The sequence below is a fragment of the Staphylococcus sp. URHA0057 genome (genome assembly GCF_000620265.1).
Classification (GTDB): Bacteria; Bacillota; Bacilli; order Staphylococcales; family Staphylococcaceae; genus Staphylococcus; species Staphylococcus pasteuri.
In genome coordinates this window covers 75,818-97,903 of sequence record NZ_JHVS01000006.1, presented here as the reverse complement: position 1 = coordinate 97,903, position 22,086 = coordinate 75,818, and the positions used below count along the sequence as shown (strand labels likewise).

The 22,086-nt window shown below is 31.0% G+C and carries 19 protein-coding genes and 1 pseudogene; 8 read left to right on the top strand and 12 right to left on the bottom strand.

What is annotated here, in order from left to right:
* Nucleotides 1-81: 81 nt before the first annotated feature.
* The 5 genes from tpx to ezrA all read right to left on the bottom strand — a co-directional run bounded on the left by tpx (nucleotide 82) and on the right by ezrA (nucleotide 5,903).
* Entirely contained in the window at nucleotides 82-576 is a 495-nt protein-coding gene (gene tpx, locus N524_RS0103495; RefSeq protein ID WP_029055664.1) for a thiol peroxidase, read from the bottom strand.
* Nucleotides 577-803: 227 nt separating this feature from the next.
* Nucleotides 804-1,580, bottom strand: coding sequence for a TSUP family transporter (locus N524_RS0103490; RefSeq protein ID WP_017638233.1), 777 nt, complete (start codon nucleotides 1,578-1,580; stop codon nucleotides 804-806).
* Between the two features lie 25 nt (nucleotides 1,581-1,605).
* Nucleotides 1,606-2,829 (bottom strand): tRNA uracil 4-sulfurtransferase ThiI, encoded by a 1,224-nt coding sequence (thiI, locus tag N524_RS0103485; RefSeq protein ID WP_029055663.1) that lies wholly within the window; start codon nucleotides 2,827-2,829, stop codon nucleotides 1,606-1,608.
* Nucleotides 2,829-3,968 carry a cysteine desulfurase family protein gene (locus N524_RS0103480; RefSeq protein ID WP_029055662.1) on the bottom strand — a complete coding sequence of 380 codons (1,140 nt, stop codon included), beginning with the start codon at nucleotides 3,966-3,968 and terminating at the stop codon, nucleotides 2,829-2,831. The genes thiI and N524_RS0103480 overlap by 1 nt, the downstream gene beginning before the upstream one ends.
* Before the next feature lie 240 nt (nucleotides 3,969-4,208).
* Nucleotides 4,209-5,903 carry a septation ring formation regulator EzrA gene (gene ezrA, locus N524_RS0103475; protein WP_017638236.1) on the bottom strand — a complete coding sequence of 565 codons (1,695 nt, stop codon included), beginning with the start codon at nucleotides 5,901-5,903 and terminating at the stop codon, nucleotides 4,209-4,211.
* A gap of 135 nt (nucleotides 5,904-6,038) precedes the next feature.
* On the opposite strand from ezrA, the gene N524_RS0103470 reads away from it, so the two are divergent.
* The gene (locus N524_RS0103470; RefSeq protein WP_029055661.1) at nucleotides 6,039-6,500 is read left to right on the top strand and encodes a GAF domain-containing protein; all 462 of its coding nucleotides are present in this window, start codon (nucleotides 6,039-6,041) and stop codon (nucleotides 6,498-6,500) included.
* A gap of 233 nt (nucleotides 6,501-6,733) precedes the next feature.
* Nucleotides 6,734-7,336 (top strand): 30S ribosomal protein S4, encoded by a 603-nt coding sequence (rpsD, locus tag N524_RS0103465; protein ID WP_017638238.1) that lies wholly within the window; start codon nucleotides 6,734-6,736, stop codon nucleotides 7,334-7,336.
* Between the two features lie 109 nt (nucleotides 7,337-7,445).
* On the opposite strand, the gene N524_RS0103460 is transcribed toward rpsD, so the two are convergent.
* Nucleotides 7,446-8,183 (bottom strand): glycerophosphodiester phosphodiesterase, encoded by a 738-nt coding sequence (locus tag N524_RS0103460; protein ID WP_029055660.1) that lies wholly within the window; start codon nucleotides 8,181-8,183, stop codon nucleotides 7,446-7,448.
* A 77-nt stretch (nucleotides 8,184-8,260) separates the two neighbouring features.
* On the opposite strand from N524_RS0103460, the gene N524_RS0103455 reads away from it, so the two are divergent.
* The 3 genes from N524_RS0103455 (at nucleotide 8,261) to serA (ending at nucleotide 11,573) form a co-directional block, all read left to right on the top strand.
* Nucleotides 8,261-8,701, top strand: a complete 441-nt coding sequence (locus N524_RS0103455; protein ID WP_029055659.1) for an OsmC family protein — start codon at nucleotides 8,261-8,263, stop codon at nucleotides 8,699-8,701.
* Between the two features lie 123 nt (nucleotides 8,702-8,824).
* Nucleotides 8,825-9,988, top strand: a complete 1,164-nt coding sequence (locus N524_RS0103450) for a pyridoxal-phosphate-dependent aminotransferase family protein (protein ID WP_029055658.1) — start codon at nucleotides 8,825-8,827, stop codon at nucleotides 9,986-9,988.
* A complete protein-coding gene (gene serA / locus N524_RS0103445; RefSeq protein WP_029055657.1) occupies nucleotides 9,978-11,573 on the top strand; it encodes a phosphoglycerate dehydrogenase in 1,596 nt (531 codons plus the stop codon). The genes N524_RS0103450 and serA overlap by 11 nt, the downstream gene beginning before the upstream one ends.
* Before the next feature lie 77 nt (nucleotides 11,574-11,650).
* Here serA and N524_RS0103440 read toward each other — a convergent pair whose 3' ends face one another.
* Complete coding sequence (locus N524_RS0103440; RefSeq protein ID WP_029055656.1) at nucleotides 11,651-12,775, bottom strand: HAD family hydrolase; 1,125 nt, start codon at nucleotides 12,773-12,775, stop codon at nucleotides 11,651-11,653.
* A 96-nt stretch (nucleotides 12,776-12,871) separates the two neighbouring features.
* A complete protein-coding gene (gene nagE / locus N524_RS0103435) occupies nucleotides 12,872-14,350 on the bottom strand; it encodes an N-acetylglucosamine-specific PTS transporter subunit IIBC (protein ID WP_029055655.1) in 1,479 nt (492 codons plus the stop codon).
* Nucleotides 14,351-14,734: 384 nt separating this feature from the next.
* Here nagE and N524_RS0103430 point away from each other — a divergent pair, with 384 nt between their 5' ends.
* Nucleotides 14,735-15,058 carry a hypothetical protein gene (locus tag N524_RS0103430; RefSeq protein ID WP_017638245.1) on the top strand — a complete coding sequence of 108 codons (324 nt, stop codon included), beginning with the start codon at nucleotides 14,735-14,737 and terminating at the stop codon, nucleotides 15,056-15,058.
* Nucleotides 15,059-15,170: 112 nt separating this feature from the next.
* Here the strand turns inward: N524_RS0103430 and N524_RS0103425 are convergent, their stop codons facing one another.
* Nucleotides 15,171-15,788 (bottom strand): lysophospholipid acyltransferase family protein, encoded by a 618-nt coding sequence (locus N524_RS0103425; RefSeq protein ID WP_017638246.1) that lies wholly within the window; start codon nucleotides 15,786-15,788, stop codon nucleotides 15,171-15,173.
* A gap of 171 nt (nucleotides 15,789-15,959) precedes the next feature.
* On the opposite strand from N524_RS0103425, the gene N524_RS0103420 reads away from it, so the two are divergent.
* A complete protein-coding gene (locus N524_RS0103420; RefSeq protein WP_017638247.1) occupies nucleotides 15,960-17,216 on the top strand; it encodes a S1C family serine protease in 1,257 nt (418 codons plus the stop codon).
* Nucleotides 17,217-17,240: 24 nt separating this feature from the next.
* Here the strand turns inward: N524_RS0103420 and N524_RS12730 are convergent.
* The 3 genes and pseudogenes from N524_RS12730 to tyrS all read right to left on the bottom strand — a co-directional run bounded on the left by N524_RS12730 (nucleotide 17,241) and on the right by tyrS (nucleotide 20,590).
* Nucleotides 17,241-18,667 (bottom strand): annotated as a pseudogene (locus N524_RS12730) (MDR family MFS transporter).
* A gap of 134 nt (nucleotides 18,668-18,801) precedes the next feature.
* Nucleotides 18,802-19,266 (bottom strand): MarR family transcriptional regulator, encoded by a 465-nt coding sequence (locus N524_RS0103410; protein ID WP_017638249.1) that lies wholly within the window; start codon nucleotides 19,264-19,266, stop codon nucleotides 18,802-18,804.
* A gap of 61 nt (nucleotides 19,267-19,327) precedes the next feature.
* Complete coding sequence (tyrS, locus tag N524_RS0103405) at nucleotides 19,328-20,590, bottom strand: tyrosine--tRNA ligase (RefSeq protein ID WP_017638250.1); 1,263 nt, start codon at nucleotides 20,588-20,590, stop codon at nucleotides 19,328-19,330.
* A gap of 576 nt (nucleotides 20,591-21,166) precedes the next feature.
* Here tyrS and N524_RS0103400 point away from each other — a divergent pair.
* Entirely contained in the window at nucleotides 21,167-22,078 is a 912-nt protein-coding gene (locus tag N524_RS0103400) for a transglycosylase domain-containing protein (RefSeq protein ID WP_029055654.1), read from the top strand.
* The last annotated feature ends 8 nt before the right edge of the window (nucleotides 22,079-22,086 follow it).

Genomic DNA, 22,086 nt, shown 5'->3' with positions numbered 1-22,086 from the left:
GTGAAAATCAATATTTTATCATTTTATCACTTTTAAAAAGATGGGCACTTACTATTCAAATCGGTATCTAAAATTTAATTCTTATAAATTTTTATATGCTTCTAAAGCTTTATCAAAATCTGGGAAGTTTGTTCCTTCACTCACAATTTCTTTATAAACCACTTTATTATCTTGATCTAGTACGAATACAGAACGAGCTAATAATCTCATTCCTTCCATTACTACACCAAAGTTCTCACCAAATGATAAGTCTCTATGGTCGCTTAATGTAACAACATTTTCTAAACCATTAGAAGCGCACCATCTTTTTTGTGCAAATGGTAGGTCAACTGAAATTGTTAATACAACACCATCTTCTTGTGAAGCTTCTTCGTTGAATTTACGAGTTTGTTGGTCACATACACCTGTATCAATTGATGGTACAACACTAATTAATTTTTTCTTATTAGCATAGTCATCTAATGATTTTTGATTTAAATCATTATCTAATACTGTAAAATCAGGTGCAATATCTCCTACATTCACTTGTTGTCCTGATAATGTTACTGGATTGTTACTAAAAGTAATTTCAGTCATTGTTATGACCTCCTATAAATAATTTTCATACATTTATATCATACGATAACAGTAAGACTAAATTCAATTTTAAACTTTTATATTTTTAAAATTTATCCGTGTCATTACGTGTGTTAATCATGAATATCTTATCCCCACTTATTTTATTGAAAATAAAAAAGCAAATCAAAAGATATTTTAATACAATGTGCATTAATACCATCCTTGATTTGCTTTATTATAGTTATTTAATTTGTAAGCAGATGTATAATATAATCATATGCATTTTTAACAATTAAAACTGCTGTAACGATTATAAATAACACTTTTACGTAACCTACGCCTTTACTTATTGCAAATTGGGCTCCAACATATGAACCTACTATCATACTTATCGCCATAATCATTCCATAAAAATAATTTACTTGTCCTAATGACATAAATAATATAAGTGCACCTATGTTCGATGCAAAATTAAGTACTTTAGCATTACCTGCAGCACTTAAAAAATCAAAACCAAACATAAGTAATACAAATAACATAAAAGAGCCTGTGCCACCACCAATAAATCCATCATAAAAACCAATGATGAGATAAGCAATAACAAACATAGTTGCTTTTATAGGTGTAAAAGAAGTAAAGGTACGTACTGATCCCCAGTCCTTTTTAACAAGCGTATATATAAATACCAATGACAAAGCGACTATGATTAATGGTTTTAGCAATTGTGCAGGAAGCATTGTTGCTAAATATGCCCCGCCAACTGAAGCCACAAGTACAAAAGGAAATAATTTCGCTACAATCTTTAAATCTACATTGCCTGACCTAACGAATTTTATTGTACTCGTTAGTGTTCCAAAAGAACTAGCTAATTTATTTGTACCTAATGCAACTGCAGGTGGTAGCCCTATTGCTAATAGTGCAGGGGTTGAAATTAAACCTCCACCGCCTACAACCGAATCAATAAATGCAGCTAAAAAGCCAAATAAAACTATGATTAATATAACGTATACATCCCATCCCATGACATGACCCCTTTACGCTAATCTATTAAAACAAACCTTCAATTAAAGCATCAGTTGTTTTATCTTTTTCAGATTTATAATTTTTATCTATAGTTATCATTTCAATATTTTCAACTGCTTCGTCAACCATATCATCGAAATTAAATACACTTTCATATTCTACAACTTTATCAAAATCAGGTTCTGTAACAGGATTTTTAGGTGTGAAAATCGTACAACAATCTTCATATGGTTGTATAGACACCTCAAACGTACCAATGTCTTTTGCTTTTTTAACAATGTCTTCTTTATCAAGTGTTAACAATGGTCGTAACACCGGTGTTGACGTAACATGGTTTATGGCATACATACTATTTAATGTTTGACTAGCCACTTGACCTAAGTTTTCACCGTTTACAATACCCAACGCACCAATTTTATGAACTAATTGATCAGCCACTCTCATCATCAAACGTCTTGTAGATGTCATTGTATATCTTGGATGAACTGATTTATTAATTTGCTTCTGTAATTCAGTAAAAGGTACAATATGCAACTTAATTGGACCCACACGTTCTGATAAAATACGTGTTAATTCAATGACTTTTTCCTTAGCCTTTTCACTTGTGAATGGTGGACTATGGAAATGAATGGCTTCAATAGTTACGCCACGTTTCATAACTTCCATACCAGCAACAGGTGAATCTATACCTCCTGATAGCATCAATAACGTCTTACCACCAGTACCTACAGGTAAACCACCTGATCCTTGTATAACATCTACATATAAATAAATCGCATCTAATCGAACTTCTACTCGAATTTCATGTTGTGGACGTTTAACATCTACTGTTAAACCTTCAACATTTTTTAATACTTCGCCACCAATTTCACGTTGTAATTCATAAGTGTCTTTGTGGTACGATTTATCAGATCTTTTGACGTCAATTTTAAATGTAGAACCTTTTTCAAATGATTGTGCTAAACGAACAGCTACTTCAGCAATTGCTTGATCATTTTTTTCTGTTTTTAATACTGGACTGATTGATTTGATACCATATACTTTTGATAAACGGTCAATGATTTCATCAATATCAGCTTCATCTGATAATTCAATATACATACGGTCTCTTTTACCTTTGATATGAAATCCTTCTAGAGGTTTTAACGCTCTAGTCACATTGGTTTTTAATTGGTTAACAAACTTTTTACGGTTAGAACCTTTAAGCGTTAACTCACCATATCTTACGATTAAATGGTCGTATTTCATTATTTCAACAACTCCTTGATTTCTTTATATATTAGTTCAAATTTTTCTTTAAATGTATCAATATCAGCTTGTGTGGTAGTTTGACCCATTGATAATCGGATACTGCCTTCGATTTGTTTTTCCGGTATTCCCATAGCTAATAATACTTCATTCAGTTTTCCTCTTTTAGAGGAACATGCACTCGTAGTAGAAACCATTATATCTTGTTTAGAAAATGCATTAACTAATACTTCGCCTTTTACACCAGGGAAACCTATATTAATGATTTGTGGCGCTGCATCTTCTGGAGAGTTTATTTTCACACCAGGATAAGTTTCAACCATTTCTCTTATTTGTTGTTGATAAGAAGATAATGTTTGGTTTAATTGTTCAGTTTGTTGAACAGCTTGATTGATTGCTTTAACCATTGATACCGCCATCGGTAAATTGACTGTGCCGCTACGAACACCAAATTCTTGTCCACCGCCATGAATAATTGGTTCGAGATTATGAGCTGTTCTAGTAATTAATAAACCTTGCCCTTTAAGTCCGTTAAATTTGTGCCCACTTAAACTTAAACTATCAATTCCGTCTATATTTAACGGGATTTTTCCTAGTGCTTGTACGGCATCAACGTGAAAATGAGCTTTCGGATATTCTTTTAATATGTTTACAATTTGTTTAATAGGTTGAATTTGTCCCATAATATTATTCACATACATACATGTTACAAGCCCTACACGATCATTCATCAATGCTTTGAAATGTTCAATATCTATTTGTCCATTAGGTTTAACATTGACATATTTTAATATGAATCCTTCTTTTTCAGCTAAATATCTTACAACTTCTAATACAGAAGGATGCTCTAATACTGACGTGATAATTTCATTAGCAGTATCTTTTTTACGATAAGCTATACCTTTCAAAGCCATATTGTTCGATTCAGTTGCACCACTTGTGAAAATAATATCATATAAATGATTTAATTTAAGTGCTTGATTGATTTGCTCTTTTGCTTGTTGTAATAGTTTTTCAGCTTGAAGACCTGCTTGATGAGGACTATTGGGATTGAAATAAAGTGATTCATTAACTTTCACAAAAGAATTCATTACACTTGAATCAACTTTTGTAGTAGCTGCATTATCTAAATAAATCATTGATAACACTTCTCTTTCTTGAAAATTTTTAAGTTTAATCTAAACATTTAGGATAATCATTTCTATTTTTTATAGCGTTTTATCTCGTTTATTTATATTAATAATTATTATGTATTATTGAGGTATTTTACCATTTAATATTCTAAATAAGCATACTCAAGCATTATACTATTTTTTTATAAAAATAAAAGACATGACTTCCAATTATATGGAAATCATGTCTCTATTAATTAATATCAATTATTCTTTAATTACTTGTTCTTCAATATGCTTAGTAATTCCTGGTTCTACACTTTCAAGTGCTTGTTCTGAAATTTCGATTGAACGTTTGTAACGGTTGTTTTTAAATAAACGTTCCGCTTCGTTTAAGCTTTTATCAATGCTTTGGTAATCTTTACGATATCTATTACCGTATTGGATTAGTTTTTCAGCGTAAACTGCATTAACTAATACATCATTAGCTTCATCTTCAAATGTGTTCATCTGAATAACAATTTTAGCAACTTTGTCTTTTAATTGTTTTACATGTATTGGTCTATCACTAAATTGTTCATCTACTTCACGAACTTCATAATCTATTTCATTTTTCATAATAATGAATCTTTCCGGAACACTTGGCAAGTTAGAAGCAAGTAATCGGCGATAAACTTCTTCTTTTTTAGATTGTACGCGAATTAAATTATCTTCAGCTTCTGCTTCATCTTCACGTAATTGAATTAAATGATTTTGTAGTTTATCTTGTTTTTCATTAATAACGCTCACGTGATCTTCTAGATATTGTAAATTATCTTGTACTTCACTATAGCGAACTGCAGATTTAGACATTTCTTTAAGAATTTCATCATATACAGAGATAAGATTTTGAATTTCATTTTCAAATTGTCTTACGCTTTGAACATCTGATTCATTAATATAATAATTTTCACGAACATATTCAATTTCTGTTTTCAATGTATAATTCATGTCTTTGGCTTTAAATAAATCATCAGTGATAACATCTTTAGTTTCTTCTACTTCATTTTTAGCCTTAACTTCATGTTCAATTAAATCATACATTTCATCTAATTTATCATTGATATATTCAAGTTTATCATTTGCTTCGTTTAATTCTAATCTACTAATCATAGGTTCAACAAAACTTAATTCTGTTTTCAAGCTTTGAACTGTTCCATCAACTTTGACATGGTCTAAATCGTATCCTTCTACTTTTAGATCTCTGCAACCATATTTCAAGTCTTGGAATTGACCAGGTAATTCTTTTTGTGCTTCACGGATTAATTCTGGAATTTCTTCCATATATTCTTTTAAACTTTGCATCTCTTCATGTAATGCTGAAATATGATTGTGTGCTTGCACATAATTGCCATCAGCTTTTAATACTTCATATTGAGATAATTTAGGTTCAAAATTTTCAATTTCTGTTTCCAATGGATTTGCAGCTTCACCATATTGATGACGATTAGCTAAAATATCCCTTTTCATTTCACGATGATCAACTTTGCACTTTTCATATAACGATTCATTATCTTTATGTAGTGCTAAAATCTCATCTACTTGTGAAACTTGGTTATTATAACTAGCTTCATATTGATCCATTAATTCGTGAGCATCATCGATTTCAGCTTGAGCACCTGAAAAATTAAACTTATCTAATAACTCCTCAGCATTGTGAATTTTTTCCTCAACAGGAGCTAAGTAATTATTAGTATTTTCTAAGTTGTCTTTTTTCATTGCGTCGTATTTAGTTTTAGTTTCACCTTTCAAGTTTAAGCTTGATAATTTTTTAATGTTTTGGTCAAAAGGTAGAGTTTCAATTTCAACTTTACGTTCTTCAGCCTTTTCAATGAGCTGTCGTTTGTTCGAGCGCAAATAAAACATTATACCTACAGCAATCAGTATAATAACAATTATTGCTAAAATGATATATAACACCATATGTACTTCTCCTCCTATGTTATCATTCATTATTATAACGTAATTTATCGTTTCATTAAATCAGAAAATGTATTTATTGATAGAATATTTTAAACACCTTATACTATTGTAAAATATTATTTAAGGGGACAGGTTATGATAGACATTAAAAATACAAATTATGACTTATTACAAAAACAGCTCTCTAGTCTAATAGAAGATGAAACTAATTTAATTGCTATATTAAGTAATGCCTCTGCGCTTATTAATGACAATATGGATAAAATTAATTGGGTCGGCTTCTATTTAATAGAGGAAAACGAACTTATCTTAGGTCCTTTTCAAGGTCATCCTGCTTGTGTCCACATTCAAATCGGAAAAGGTGTATGCGGAACTGCAGTCTCTACTAATGAAACACAAGTTGTGAAAGATGTCCATCAATTTCCAGGTCACATTGCTTGTGATGCAAATAGTAATTCAGAAATTGTTGTACCAATTCATAAGGATGGTAAAATTATAGGCGTTTTAGATATTGATGCGCCAATAAAAAATAGATTTAATGATCAAGATAGAATAGGATTGGAAAAAATCGTTTCGATTATAGAAAATCAAATATAACTAATTTAGTATAAAAGTATTGACTCTTCTATATAAACTGGTACAATGAAATTTGTGTGAATTAACGAAAATAGCAGTTGTATATTATTGAGCGCTATGTTGTTCCCAATGTGGACGTGTCGTGTAACTGTCGCTATAAGGTGAAGACACATAAAACAACATATCTTAATAAGCATATAACACTCTTTTTTGTTTATTCATAACAACAAAAAAGAAAAAGGAGGAGTCTTATTATGGCTCGATTCAGAGGTTCAAACTGGAAAAAATCTCGTCGCTTAGGTATTTCATTAAGCGGTACAGGTAAAGAATTAGAAAAACGTCCTTACGCACCAGGACAACATGGTCCAAACCAACGTAAAAAATTATCAGAATATGGTTTACAATTACGTGAAAAACAAAAATTACGTTATTTATATGGAATGACAGAACGTCAATTCCGTAACACTTTTGACATCGCTGCTAAACAATACGGTGTACACGGTGAAAACTTCATGATTTTACTTGCAAGTCGTTTAGACGCAGTAGTTTATTCATTAGGTTTAGCACGTACTCGTCGTCAAGCACGTCAATTAGTTAACCATGGTCACATTGAAGTTGATGGCCGTCGCGTAGACATCCCATCATATTCATTAAAACCTGGTCAAGAAATCAGCGTTCGTGAAAAATCACAAAAATTAGATATCATTACTGAGTCTGTTGAAATCAACAACTTCGTACCTGAATATTTAAACTTTGATGCTGACAACTTAAAAGGAACTTTCGTTCGTTTCCCTGAACGTAGCGAGTTACCAGCTGAAATAAATGAACAATTAATCGTTGAGTACTACTCAAGATAATTGGTTTATATTTTCCACCCAATTTCCATTTGGAGATTGGGTGTTTTTTTATATCTTTTAATCTTTAAAAAAGGAGAAACTAACGTTACGTTTGTTTCTCCTCTTCTATTTACAATTTATCTGGTATATCTGTTATAATGCCATCCACTTTTAAGTTGATAAGATGATTTGCATCTTTCGTCTCATTAACTGTATAAGGCATAACCTTTAAATATTCGCTATGTGCTTTGTCCATAAAATGTTTATTTACGAGACTAAAGTTAGGATTTACATAATTGGCTACTTGAGCGATTTCTTTAAAGTTAGGTAACTTATACCAATATTTTTTCTTACTAATTAATACTCCTAATTCATATTCTATTTTCATATCTGAAAGTTTTTTCACACTATTAAAATCAAATGATTGTAAAATCACTTTTTTAGTTGGAACTTTATATTCTTTAAGTTTGTCTACAATCATTGTTTCAATACCTGGGTATTGACTTGGCTTTTTAATTTCAATAAGTAATGTTTTAGAACTATTTGAATGTAATTGTAGCACTTCATCAAATGTGGGAATCTGTACATGATTCGGTTGACCATCATGATTTGATCCGAAATCAAATTGTCTTAACTCATCTAGTGTATAATCTTTTACTTTTCCCTTTCCATTAGAAGTACGATCAATTGTATCATCATGAATTACAACTAGTTTGTTATCTTTAGTATAATGCAAATCAATTTCTAACATATCAATCGGTAAATCTAACGCATGTTGATACCCAATCAATGTATTTTCTGGATAATCTTTAGGTAATCCTCTATGCGCGATTAATTTGAATGATTGGTTTGGTCGTTCAATTGTCATGAGAGTCACCTTTCTTTTAATTTGTTTAGATATATTCTAAACTTAAGTTACCATAATGACACAGGAGGTCAATTTAAATGGTTCAACATGATTTTAAAGTTCAAACAAAATGGCATGGTGGTAGAAATGAAGTTGGCAACGTTACAGGAGATATTATTAATGAGCAAATATCTATACCTAGTACACTTGGCGGAAATGGTGTCGGTACGAATCCAGACGAATTATTAGTTAGTGCTGCCTCTTCATGTTACATTATTTCATTAGCAGCTACACTTGAAAGAGCAGGTTACGATGATATTTCTATAACACAATCATCTATAGGCACTGCTATATTTGAAAATGCTAAATTCAGAATGGATTCCATTACGCATTATCCTGAAATCGAAGTTGCACCACATAATAGAGAAAGTCTTGAAAATCGATTACCTAAATTGTTAAAAATTGCTGACAATAACTGTATGATCTCTAACTCAATTCGCAATAACGTTGCTGTACATATTAAACCAACAATTAAATAATACATTCTAGCTATCAGTTCTTTTGTGATTAATAATAATCGGACTGGTAGCTTTTAATTTTATCTTTTAAATTTTCAGAATATTTGTTAAAATAATTAAATCTTACAGTTGGAGGAATATTTTATGCATTATTATCAACCCCTTTTACTTACACCTGGACCAACCCCTGTACCTGATGAAATTATGGCTCAAATTCAATTACCTATGGTAGGTCATCGTTCTCCCGATTTTGAGACGATTGCTGAAGAAGCATTTAGCGGCTTAAAACCGATATTTGGCGCACAAAACGATATTTTAATATTAACTTCAAGTGGTACAAGCGTACTTGAAGCAAGTATGTTAAATATCGCTAACCCTGACGATCATATTGTCATTATAGTTTCAGGTGCATTTGGTAATCGGTTCAAACAAATAGCTGAAACGTATTATAGCAATGTGCACGTCTTTGAGGTTACTTGGGGAAAATCAGTTAATGTTGACCAGTTTATAGACTATATCAAATCACTAAATGTAAAAATAACAGCTGTGTTCTCTCAATTTTGTGAAACATCAACTGGCGTTTTACACCCTATCCATAAACTAGGAAAATCACTTAAAACATATGATAAAGATATCTTTTTTGTAGTGGATGGCGTTAGCTGTATTGGAGCTGTTGAAGTAGATTTAGTCAAAGACAATATAGATGTCTTAGTTTCAGGTAGTCAGAAAGCTATTATGCTACCTCCTGGATTGGCATTTGTAGCTTATAATGATAGAGCAAAGCAAAGATTTAACGAAGTAACTACACCTAGATTCTATCTTGATTTAAATAAATATATTGATTCAGCAAATAATCACTCAACGCCTTTTACACCTAATGTTGCGCTATTTAGAGGCGTTAATGCATATGTTGATTTGGTTAAACATGAGGGCTTCAACCATGTTATTGAAAGACACTATCTTATAAGAGATGCTCTCCGTGCTGCTTTAACAGCCTTAAACCTTAAATTATTAGTTGATGATGATGATGTAGCTTCCCCTACTGTCACAGCTTTCATTCCTAATACAAAAGATGAACTATCATTAATTAAAAACCAACTTAAATCCCGATTTAATATTACAATTGCCGGAGGACAAGGACATTTAAAAGGGAAAATCCTAAGAATAGGACATATGGGTAAGATTTCTCCATTTGATATATTATCCGTCGTATCAGCTTTAGAACTAATCCTTACTGAAGCAAGAAAAACTAATTATATCGGAACAGGTATATCTAAATTCATGGAGGTGATTCATCATGAGTCATAAAATTTTAGTGTCCGACCCTATTTCAAATGAGGGTATAAAGAGTTTATTGGAAGATGAACAATTTGAAGTTGATATAAAAACCGATTTATCAGAAGATGACTTAATCAATATTATTCCCGAATATGAAGGATTAATTGTACACAGTCAAACACAAGTTACGAATAAAATCATTCTAGCCGCTTCAAACTTAAAAGTAATTGCAAGAGCTGGCGTGGGCGTAGATAATATCGACATCGACTCAGCTACTTTAAAAGGGATTTTAGTAATCAATGCACCAGACGGTAATACAATATCTGCAACCGAACATTCAATCGCAATGATTTTAGCTATGGCTCGAAATATTCCTCAAGCGCATCAATCTTTAAAATCAGGTGAATGGAACCGTAAAGCTTTTCGTGGTACTGAATTATATAACAAAACATTAGGTGTTATTGGTGCAGGTCGTATTGGTTTAGGTGTAGCCAAACGTGCGCAAAGTTTTGGTATGAATATCTTAGCTTTTGACCCTTATTTAACCGAAGATAAAGCAAAAACATTAGACATTAAATTAGCAACAGTTGACGAAATTGCTGAAAATGCCGACTTTGTCACAGTCCATACGCCACTTACACCTAAAACGAAAGGTATTGTAGGAGAGGCATTTTTCAAAAAAGCTAAGCCAAACTTACAAATTATAAATGTTGCAAGAGGCGGTATTATTGATGAACAAGCACTTGTAAATGCATTAGATCAGTCACTTATTTCTTGGGCAGCAATTGATGTTTTTGAACATGAACCGCCTACAGATTCACCACTAATTGAACACGATAATATTATAGTGACACCTCATTTAGGAGCTTCAACGGTAGAAGCTCAAGAAAAAGTAGCTATATCAGTTTCTAATGAAATGAAAGATATTCTTACAAATGGTACTGTCAAAAATGCCGTTAATGCACCTAAGATGGATTTGAATAACGTAGATCAAAACGTTAAAGATTATTTATCTTTAGCTACAACACTTGGAGAATTTGGAATACAATTATTAAGTGGTGCACCAAGTAAAATTACAATGACTTATGACGGTGATGTTGCAAAAGCAGATACTAGTCTAATTACAAGAACTATAGTTACTCATATATTAAAAGAAGATTTTGCAGATGAAGTTAATATTATAAATGCCCTTGCTTTATTAAATAAACAAGATGTATCATACAATATTGAAAAGAATAAAAATGATTCTGGTTTCAGTAATTATATTGAATTATCATTATCTAATGATAAAGATTCAATTAAAATCGGTGGTACAGTATTAGCCGGTTTCGGTCCTAGAATTGTTAGAATTAATAACTTCTCATTAGATTTTAAACCTAATCAATATCAAATTGTTACATGTCATAATGACCAGCCTGGTATTGTAGGTAAAACTGGAAACTTATTAGGTTCTAAAGGTATAAATATTGCGTCAATGACTTTAGGAAGAACTGATGAAGGTGGACAGGCATTAATGATTCTCTCTATTGATCAACAAGCACCTCAACAAATTATTGAAGAGTTAAATCAAGTCGTACCATTTAATAAAATTATAAGTACTAAGCTAACGATTTAAACCTTAAAATAATTAAAGCTACAGAAATATATGAATGTTGTATCCAGTACATCACTCATGTATTCTGTAGCTTATTTTTATAATAAAATTTGTCTTAATTCACCAACATGATTAATAATATAATCCGCTTCATATGACTCTAATTCTGATTTAGCTTGCTTACCTTTTAATCCTGTTAATGTTCCTATAAAAGTAGCACCAATTTTCTTAGCACTTAATAAATCTGCTAAAGAATCCCCTACTATAAAAACATCTTCTTTATTTACAATATCATTCTGTACCGAAGCATATTTATAATATTCTTCTTCTTTATTACCATTTAATGTAGCAATATAACTAAAAGGATTAGGTTTACCTAATGGCTTATAATTAGGATATAAATTCTCTGCCTTCATCACTTCACTTGCTGTCACAATATTATTATTGTCGAAGTACGGTAACAATTCTAATGATTCAAAAGGCACAAGCGTTTCAGTTCTAGGTCGACCTGTTGCTATTGCAATAAGATAGCCTTCATTTTTCAAATCATTAAACAAACTTTGCAATTCTTCAACTGGACGAATGACAATTTCTTGATGTATAAAGCCATTCTTATCACTTTTATATGCTAATTGACCTTCAACAGTCTCGAATAGGGTTGATCCTAAATACCATTCTTGATATATAGATTGCGTTAAATACCATAATGAACTTTTAAATTCAAATAGTGATACATTACTCACACTAAGCTCACTTTTAGCAAATTCCTTTAAAGATGCAAAAATATTCTCTTTCCCACTATCAACCGAATTTAAAAAAGTAAGTGGTAAATTATAATCAATTTGATAATCTTTGGTTATAGACTGACCTATTAATTGTAATTGCGATGGTTTTATAGACTTTGTTTGTAATACATTTTCAATCTTGTCTAATGGCAGTAGCTTTAAGATTTTAATAAAATGTAGACAAAATACAATATAGAGCATATCCCAATTAGAATTAAGACCTAATGATTTTAATTGATGCAATACTTTATCATTCACAAAGATGTTAGACCTTACATTTGAAATTATGTCATCATCAAGATGGTTTAAATTATTGTTATTATCCAAACCTAAATAATTATTATCCATTAGCAATTCATATACTGTTAATGCCGAAACATCAAAACATCTTTCTTCACTTAAAAATACACCATCAACATCAAATAAAACTGACTTCATCTATCTTACTCCCTTTCAGAAAATTCTGATACTATATAATATACATGGTGAAAATAAATAGAGCAAATTCAAAAATGAATTTGCTCTACTTTAATATTATTGTTCCATTTGTTTTTCAATTTCATCTGCTACTTGTTGAACATGTGTACCTATAATCACTTGCGTAGAATGTTGACCACTTTTAGTTACACCAACAGCTCCAGCGTTCTTGATTTTTTGTTCATCAATGTTTGAATTGTCTTTAAGTTCGAGTCTTAGTCTTGTTGCGCAATTAGTTAAGGTAGTAATATTTTGGCTACCACCTAAACCTTCCAGTATTTGTGAAGCTGACTTAGTATATTTACTTGTTTTAGTTGGTTTACCATTATCATTTTCTTTTTCAATAGCATCTTCGTCTGTTGGATCAGCTAATTCATTATCTCCACGACCAATAGTATTTAAGTTAAATACTTGAATAACAAATCTAAAGATGACGTAGTATAAGATAAAGAATACAACACCTTGTACTAGTAACATGAGTGGATGATTAGATACTGGATTAATTAATGATAATAGATAATCTATAAGACCAGCGCTAAATGAGAATCCTGCTGTCCAATGGAAAAGTGCTGCAATAAATAGTGATAGACCTGTTAAGAAAGCATGAATAACATATAATACAGGTGCTACAAACATAAACGCAAATTCAATAGGTTCAGTGACACCAACGAAGAATGCAGCAATAGCACTTCCTAAAAACCAGCCATAAACTTGCTTTTGTTGTGAAGTTTTAGCAGTATGATACATCGCTAATGCCGCTGCTGGCATACCAAACATCATAATTGGGAAGAAACCAGCTTGATATCGACCTGTTATACCATGAACAGCATCTTTACCAGTTTGGAATTTACCGATATCATTAATGCCAATTGTATCAAACCAAAATACAGTGTTTAATGCATGATGTAGACCAGTTGGAATTAATAGTCGATTCGCTACACCATATATAAAGGCTCCAAATGGCCCCATACCTACAATCCATGTTCCAAATGTCATGATTGCACCATATACAACTGGCCAAACAAATAATAATATAATTGCTAAGAAAGTACAGAAAAAGGCTGTTAGTATTGGAACTAAACGTTTCCCACTAAAGAACGATAATGCAACTGGTAATTCAGTGTCACTAAATTTATTATAGGTATATGCTGCAATTAAACCAATAATAATACCTACAAAAACATTAGCATTATCCATTTTTTCAAATGATAAATCTATGGAACTTTGTTTCATATGTAAAATAGGTGCTAAATTTTTAGGTGATAGTACTTGTGTAACAACAAAGAAACCTAATGCTGCGGCAAGTGCAACGGCAACATCATTTTTCTTAGCCATACCAATTGCTACACCAATGGCAAATAGTATTCCCAATTGCCCTAAAATAGTTGTACCCACTGCTACAAAAAATAGAGCTACTTGAGGTAAAACATGTAATGCATTAAGTGCGTTACCAATCCCTACTATAATCGCTGCAGCAGGTAAGACAGCAACAGGAAGCATTAATGAACGACCTAAGTTCTGAAAAAATTTATACATTCAATTCTCCCCTTTTCGATTGAATTACAACAATTATGTATTTGATATCCAAAACTATATAATTCAACGTTATTTATAGTTAATATTTAATGAAAGCGTTCTTAAATGCCGTCACATCAATTATTATCCTTAAATATTGTATCAGAATAAGAAGATAATTAAAATTGCTAATACGCTCTAATTATGAACTTTTCAAGATATTTAATTAGTGATTTTTTGAAATCTTTCTTTTTAATTCGAAAAAAAGATATTAAATACATCTATAAATAGCTTAATATTTAACTTTATATTAATTCATTTAAAATAAATTATACAAAATGTATTATACACAACATTTTGTTTGTTTGATAAAATAAAGTCAATATTTAAGGAGGATGGTGCAACGTGAAAAAGTTTTTAGTTTTAATTTCAATTTTAAGTATATTATTAGTAGCATGTTCTAGTAGCCCTACTAAACAAGCTGAAGGAAAATGGCAAAATAGTGATGGAGATATCATTACGATTAAAGGTGAATCACTCAAAGTCACTATTGACGGTATGTCACTTGAAGGGTCTATTAAAGATGATAAAGACCATAAAAATTTAGCTAAAGCAAATTTAGGCGGAGAAACAGGATATTTAAAAGTGGGTAAAAAGGCAATATATACGATTGACTCGCCTGATGATAAACCAGACAGTGAAGATAAATTCGAGAAAATTAAACAATAAGTTTAGTTTTACAATTGTTAGTACTTATTTATTTTATTAATATCACTGAAAATTAAAAGGTTGGATAATGATTTATTCGTACTTGAATCATTATCCAACCTTTATTGTTTTACTATAAATTTTTAGCTATTTCATTTAATTCTTTTTGAAGCGCAGTTGTTCTACGTTCAATTTCTTTAGTTAAATATTCTACTTTTTCATTTCTCTTTAACTCTTTAGGAATATCACTTGTATCAATTGGCTCTCCAAATTTAAGTAAAGCTTGCCCAGTCACTAATCCATGTAATGCTTTAGGTCCTACATATGCAGCTGGTAAAATAGGTGCTTTACCTAACATAGCTATTGTAGCTGCACCTCTTTTTAATGGTGCACCTTCCATTGATGTTCTATGACCTGTTGGGAATATGCCTACAGTTTTATTTTCTTTTAGTAATTTAATTGGTCGTTTCAATGTACTTGGACCTGGGTTTTCTCTATCAACAGGAAACGCATTTAATGAGCTCAGGAATTTCCCGCCCCATTTATTACTAAATAATTCTTTCTTAGCCATATAGTTAATTTGATTTGGATAAATTGCCATACCTAACATTATAACCTCGTTATAACTTTCATGTGTACAAGTCACAACATAATTATTGTCTTTGGGAATGTTTTCTTTACCAATAACAAATAGTGATTTGCCTAATTTAACTAAAATAAAATATAAAATACTACTTATCACTTTATACATCGTTACACCTACTTATATAGTTTTCTATTTAACATATAGATTTTATCATTTACCTGCAATATGAACAAGATAACTTCTAAATAAGTCTAAAGTCTGATAGCAGAAGACTAGCGTTTTTGTGAAAAAAATTACATAATTAAGAGTAGAGATTATTAAAATTGGAGGTCAAATATGTCAGATTATACACAATCGAATCAATCTTATGATTCTCAACAACAACCATCTCGATATAATAAACCTAAGTTTCCGTGGTTTAAAACCATTTTAGTTGCATTAATTGCAGGTATTATTGGTGCCTTACTCGTTCTTGGAATTGGTAAGATACTTAATCAAACTGTATTAAATCATGATGGTGCAACGGTTAATGAAGCGTCAAATAGTAAAGGCGGTAATCAATTAGATGGAAAAAGTGATAAATATGATTCTGTCCATGAGATGATTAAAGATGTTTCTCCAGCTATTGTTGGAGTTATTAATATGCAAAAATCAAATAACCTTGATGATTTATTAAAAGGAAAAACTTCTAAACCAGAAGAAGCTGGTATAGGTTCAGGTGTTATTTATCAAATTAGTGACGGTTCTGCTTATATCGTAACAAATAACCATGTTATTGATGGTGCATCTGAGATAAAAGTACAATTACACAATTCAAAACAAGTTAAAGCTAAACTGGTCGGCAAAGATGCTGTTACAGACATTGCTGTATTAAAAATAGATAATACTAAAGGTATCAAATCAATCGATTTTGCAAATTCATCAAAAGTTCAAACAGGAGATAGCGTGTTTGCAATGGGTAACCCACTCGGTTTAGAATTTGCAAATTCAGTCACATCTGGTATTATTTCTGCAAATGAACGCACAATTGATGCTAATACGACTGGTGGCAATACAAAAGTAAATGTACTTCAAACTGATGCAGCGATCAACCCAGGTAATTCTGGTGGTGCACTTGTAGATATTAATGGTAATTTAGTTGGTATCAACTCAATGAAAATTGCATCTGAACAAGTCGAAGGAATTGGATTTGCTATTCCTAGTAATGAAGTAAAAGTTACAATTGAGCAATTAGTTAAGCATGGGAAAATCGAACGTCCATCTATTGGTATAGGATTAATCAATTTACAAGATATCCCTGAATCATACAGAAAAGAAATGAATACCGATAGTCAATCTGGTGTTTATGTTGCTAAAGTGAGTCATGATAGTAACCTTAAAAAAGGTGATATTATAACAAAAGTTGATAATAAAACTGTTAAAGAAGATACTGATCTAAGAACTTATTTATATGAACATAAGAAACCCGGAGAGCATATTAAATTAACAGTTATCCGAGATGGTAAAACTAAAAGTATTGATGTTAAATTAAAAAAACAAACACAAACATCTACACAGTCATCTTCAGAAAGACAAAGTCAATTTGCACAATAATAGTAAAACAAGGTATTGATGAAATTAAGATTCATCAATACCTTGTTTATTTTTAGTTAAAAATAACGCTGGAATTAATATAAATAAAATAGCTATCACAGAAACCACAAATCCTTCATGAAATCCTGTTAATTGCTTACTGATAACATCATGCATAGCAGATTTTGAAATGTTAGAAGCGACTACAGTAGCGATAATGGCTGTTCCAAAACTAGCACCAACATTCTCTATCATATTGATGCCAACACCAGCCTCTGATAATTGTGATTCTGACACACCTTTATATGCATCTGCCATCAATCCAAGATTTATACCACCCACGCTACATCCTCGAATAAATAATATTAGAGATATCCACCAGATAGATGTATGTTGATCTACAAAAGCTAATGGTAAAGTGCCGATAATAGCAATCACAATACTTATCATAATAACGTATTTTGCACCTATTCTATCAATATATTTACCTATATATGGACGTGTGATCAACATCCCTACCCCTTGAGGTATTAATGCTAAAGCTGCTTCGATTGCAGAATAATGTTTAAAAGATTGAAAGAATAACGGCAGTATAACCATTGGTCCCATAATACCTATATTAGCCAAAAGTAATCCTAACATTGAAGCTGAGTAAGTTTTACTTTTAAATAAGTTAATAGGTAATATCGTATTAAATTGATTTCTTAAATTATAAATGACATAACCAACAATAAATATCACACCTACAGTTATAAAAAAACTGCTAAAGGATCCAAAAATGTACCTTTATCTCCTGCTTCGGTGATACCATATATTAAACTTGTACTAATAATTCCTAACATAGCAATTCCAATAGCGTCTAACGATTTATCTTTGTTAAATGGTTTAAAAGATGGTACGTATTTCATCATAAGTGGTACCGAAATAACAGTTACTAATATATTAATAAAAAACATCCATCTCCAAGATGCAAAGTGAATAATAAAACCACCTAACGTAGGTCCTAATATAGGTCCAAAGATCATTGGGGTGCTTACAATAGCCATTACCTTACCTATATGTTCTTGACCTGCAGTCTTAACTAATAAAGTAAACATAAGAGAAGTGATAACACCTGCGCTAAAACCTTGAACAATTCTAAATAGAATAAATACGTTAACTGAATTACTAAGTCCAACCATTAATGAAGTTAAACCGAATAATGACATTGCTATTATAAATACATTTTTACTATTGAATTGATTCATTAACCAACCAGAGAATGGAATAGCAATAGCTAAAGCTAGAATATATCCTGTAATTCCCCATTGAACAATATCAATACTAGTATGAAATGTTTGGTTTAATTGTTTGATACCAATGTTGATCATCGTTGAATCTAACATTGGAGCGATAGCACCTATAGCAATAGCCCATGCTGCATACATCGTTTCTTTTGGAATTTGTTGACTTTGTGCTTTATATTCTGACATAAGTTGACTCCTTTTTGTTTCTACGTCAACAAATTTACACCTATTTTGTTTCCTTGTCAACAATAAAAATTTGAAAAATAAAAATGAGGCATCAATAATGCCTCATTCTCGAAACTATAACTTTCTAAATTTATTTAAAGTTGTAATTCATTTTTCTTAATTTCATCATCTAAATGGTTATTATATCTTTCAATAAATTGATATATACTATCAAATTCTTCTTGTGATAAATTGTCGAATACCACTCGATCTCTTGCTTCAAACTTAGCATGTAGTTGCTGATGTGTGTTATAAACTTGTTGACCTTTTGGTGTAAGTCGAAAATATATTTCTTTTTTATTACTATCGCTTCGATAACTTTCAATCAACGATTTTGTTTGAAGACGTTTTGTCAATTTACTTATGGCACCTCTTGTCATAAATAATTGTTCAGTTAAACTTTTAACATTAGGGTTTTTTAAGTCATGTATGGCTTCAATACAATGAACTTCACTTGATTTGTATTCTTTTAGAGCTTCTTGCATTTCATCTTTATTTAGCCAAGCAATTTTATTAAACATGTTTCTCAACCCTATCATGATGACTTCTTCTTTATTCAAGTTTTAACCTCCCACACACCAATTTAGATCTTTAGGTAATTGATTCATGATCTTAAATAAGTTATTTGTAATTAACCATAAAGTATTTCTTTTTACCTCTACGAATAATAGTAAATTCGTCTTCGATTTTGTCTTGATCTGAAAGTTCATAATTTACATCTTGTTGACGTTCACCATTAATATAAATTGCGCCATTATTAACATCTTCACGCGCTTGACGTTTTGAAGTAGCAATTCCTGTTTCAATTAATGCTTCAATAATATTTGTAGTTTCTTTAGATAATTCAACTTGAGGTACATCTTTGAAACCTTCTTTTAATTCTTTAGCTGATAATGATTTTAAATCTCCACTAAATAATGCTTGTGAAATTCTAATGGCATCGTTTAAAGCAGCCTCACCATGGATAAAACGAGTTACATTTTCAGCTAATGCTTTTTGTGCTTCACGTTTATGTGGTGCTTCCTCTTTAGATTGTTCTAATTGATCAATCTCTTCTTTGCTTAAGAAAGTAAAGTATTTTAAGAATTTTATTACATCTTCATCTGATTGGTTTATCCAAAATTGATAAAACTCGTAAGGGCTTGTCTTTTCTGCATCTAACCAAACAGCACCAGATTCTGATTTACCAAATTTCTTACCATCAGATTTAGTTACTAGAGGAATAGTTAAACCATATGCTTCAGTTTGTCCATACATACGTCTCATTAATTCGATACCACTTGTAATATTACCCCATTGATCTGAACCACCTACTTGGATTTTACAATTTAATTCACGGTTCAAATGACCAAAGTCAATTGCTTGTAAAATAGTATATGTGAACTCTGTATAAGAAATACCATGTTCTAATCTTGTTTGAATAGAATCTTTTCCTAGCATATAGTTAACACCAACATGTTTACCATAGTCACGTAAAAAGCTAATTAACGAGATTTGCCCCAACCAATCTTTATTGTTAACTAAAGTTGCACCTTTATCTGTACCGAACTCAAATAGTTTATGCATTTGTTGACTAATACCTTGTACATTAGCTTCTACTTGTTCTTCGGTTTGTAATACACGTTCTTCTGATTTACCAGATGGATCACCAATCATACCTGTACCGCCACCGATTAATACAATCGGACGATGACCATGTTCTTGGAAACGTCTTAAAGTTAGAAATGGAAGCAAATGACCAATGTGTAAACTATCTGCTGTTGGGTCTGCACCACAATATAAAGCTACTTGTTCTTTATTTAATAATTCTTCAATTCCCGCTTCATCAGTTTGTTGATATATAAGTCCACGCCATTTTAAATCTTCAATTAATGCATTTGACATTATTCAATTCCTCCTAAAAATATTCTTTTATTATCATAAGTTTAGATGTAAGTGTGATTGAAAGATAAGCCTTTTAAGTTTAAATGGTTCATATCATATTTTACTGAATATCTAAATATCAATAACTTTCAAAGTTACTATAATCAAAAGTGTATTAGATATACAATTAAACAAAAAAATGCCCCTACATCTCATCAATGTAAGGGCGCATTTGCACGGTACCACCATACTTAAATTTAGGCTTCATAAGTGAATCATCCACAATTCTAAAACTAATTCATTTGGTATAATACTCAAACGTTTAGTTATCTAAGTGTCCAAAATTGTTGGATATTCTTTAACCTAATATCTCTCTTAATGATACGTTCATTAATCAAACGTCAGACTTGTAATAAAAAGGTGTATTCACAAAATAGAAAATATTAGTTCACAGCAACCACTAACTCTCTGAAATTCTCTACAAAGCTACTTGTCCTTCATCTGAAACCTATGTATTTGAATCTAATTATAGTTAACATTATTTTAAAAGTCAACTTACCGAGTATGATATAATAAGCTAAAATAAGGAGGTTTGCTATGGATAATATGAAACAACATCGGCAACATGATAATTTGTTTCGATTTGAAAAATTATATAAACGAATTAAACACATCATTGTTTCAGTTTTTATAATCGGTGTAGTGTTTACACTTATTATCTTATTAGCTGCCCTAGTTTATTTTCACCAACTAACTAAAGAAGCATCATCAATAAGTGATAATGCATTAAAACATAAAGTCATTCACTTTGCTGGAGATGATTTAATTAATTATAAAAACAAGGACATCTTATATGAATATGATCATTCACTTAATCCATTAATAGTAGGTCCTAAACATGTGAATCCAGATGTTATTAAAGCGCTAACGTCTTCAGAAGATACTTTATTTTTCCAGCATAACGGCATTCTTCCAAAAGCCATTTTAAGAGCAATGTTTCAAGATTTATCTCAGAAAGAACATAGTTCTGGTGGCAGCACCATTACACAACAATTAGTTAAAAATCAAGTGTTAACTAATGAAAAAACATATAGTCGTAAGGCTAATGAAATTATACTAGCTCAACGACTTGAAGATATATTAAGCAAAAAGGAAATTATCTACACCTATTTAAATATTGTTCCATTTGGACGAGATTATAACGGTGCTAATATCACTGGTATTTCATCTGCATCTTATAGTTTATTCGGTGTTTCAGCGGAACATTTAAATATCGCTCAATCCGCTTATCTTATTGGGTTATTACAAAGTCCATATGGTTATACACCCTATGACGAAAATGGTAACTTAAAACCTGCAAATGAAATTGAATATAGCATACAAAGACAACATTATGTTCTAAAACGTATGCTAGTAGAAGAAAAAATTACAAAGGCAGAATATCAAAAAGCAAAACAATATAATATTAAAACTCATTTATTAACTAAACCTAAAAAATCATCAAATTAAAAATAACC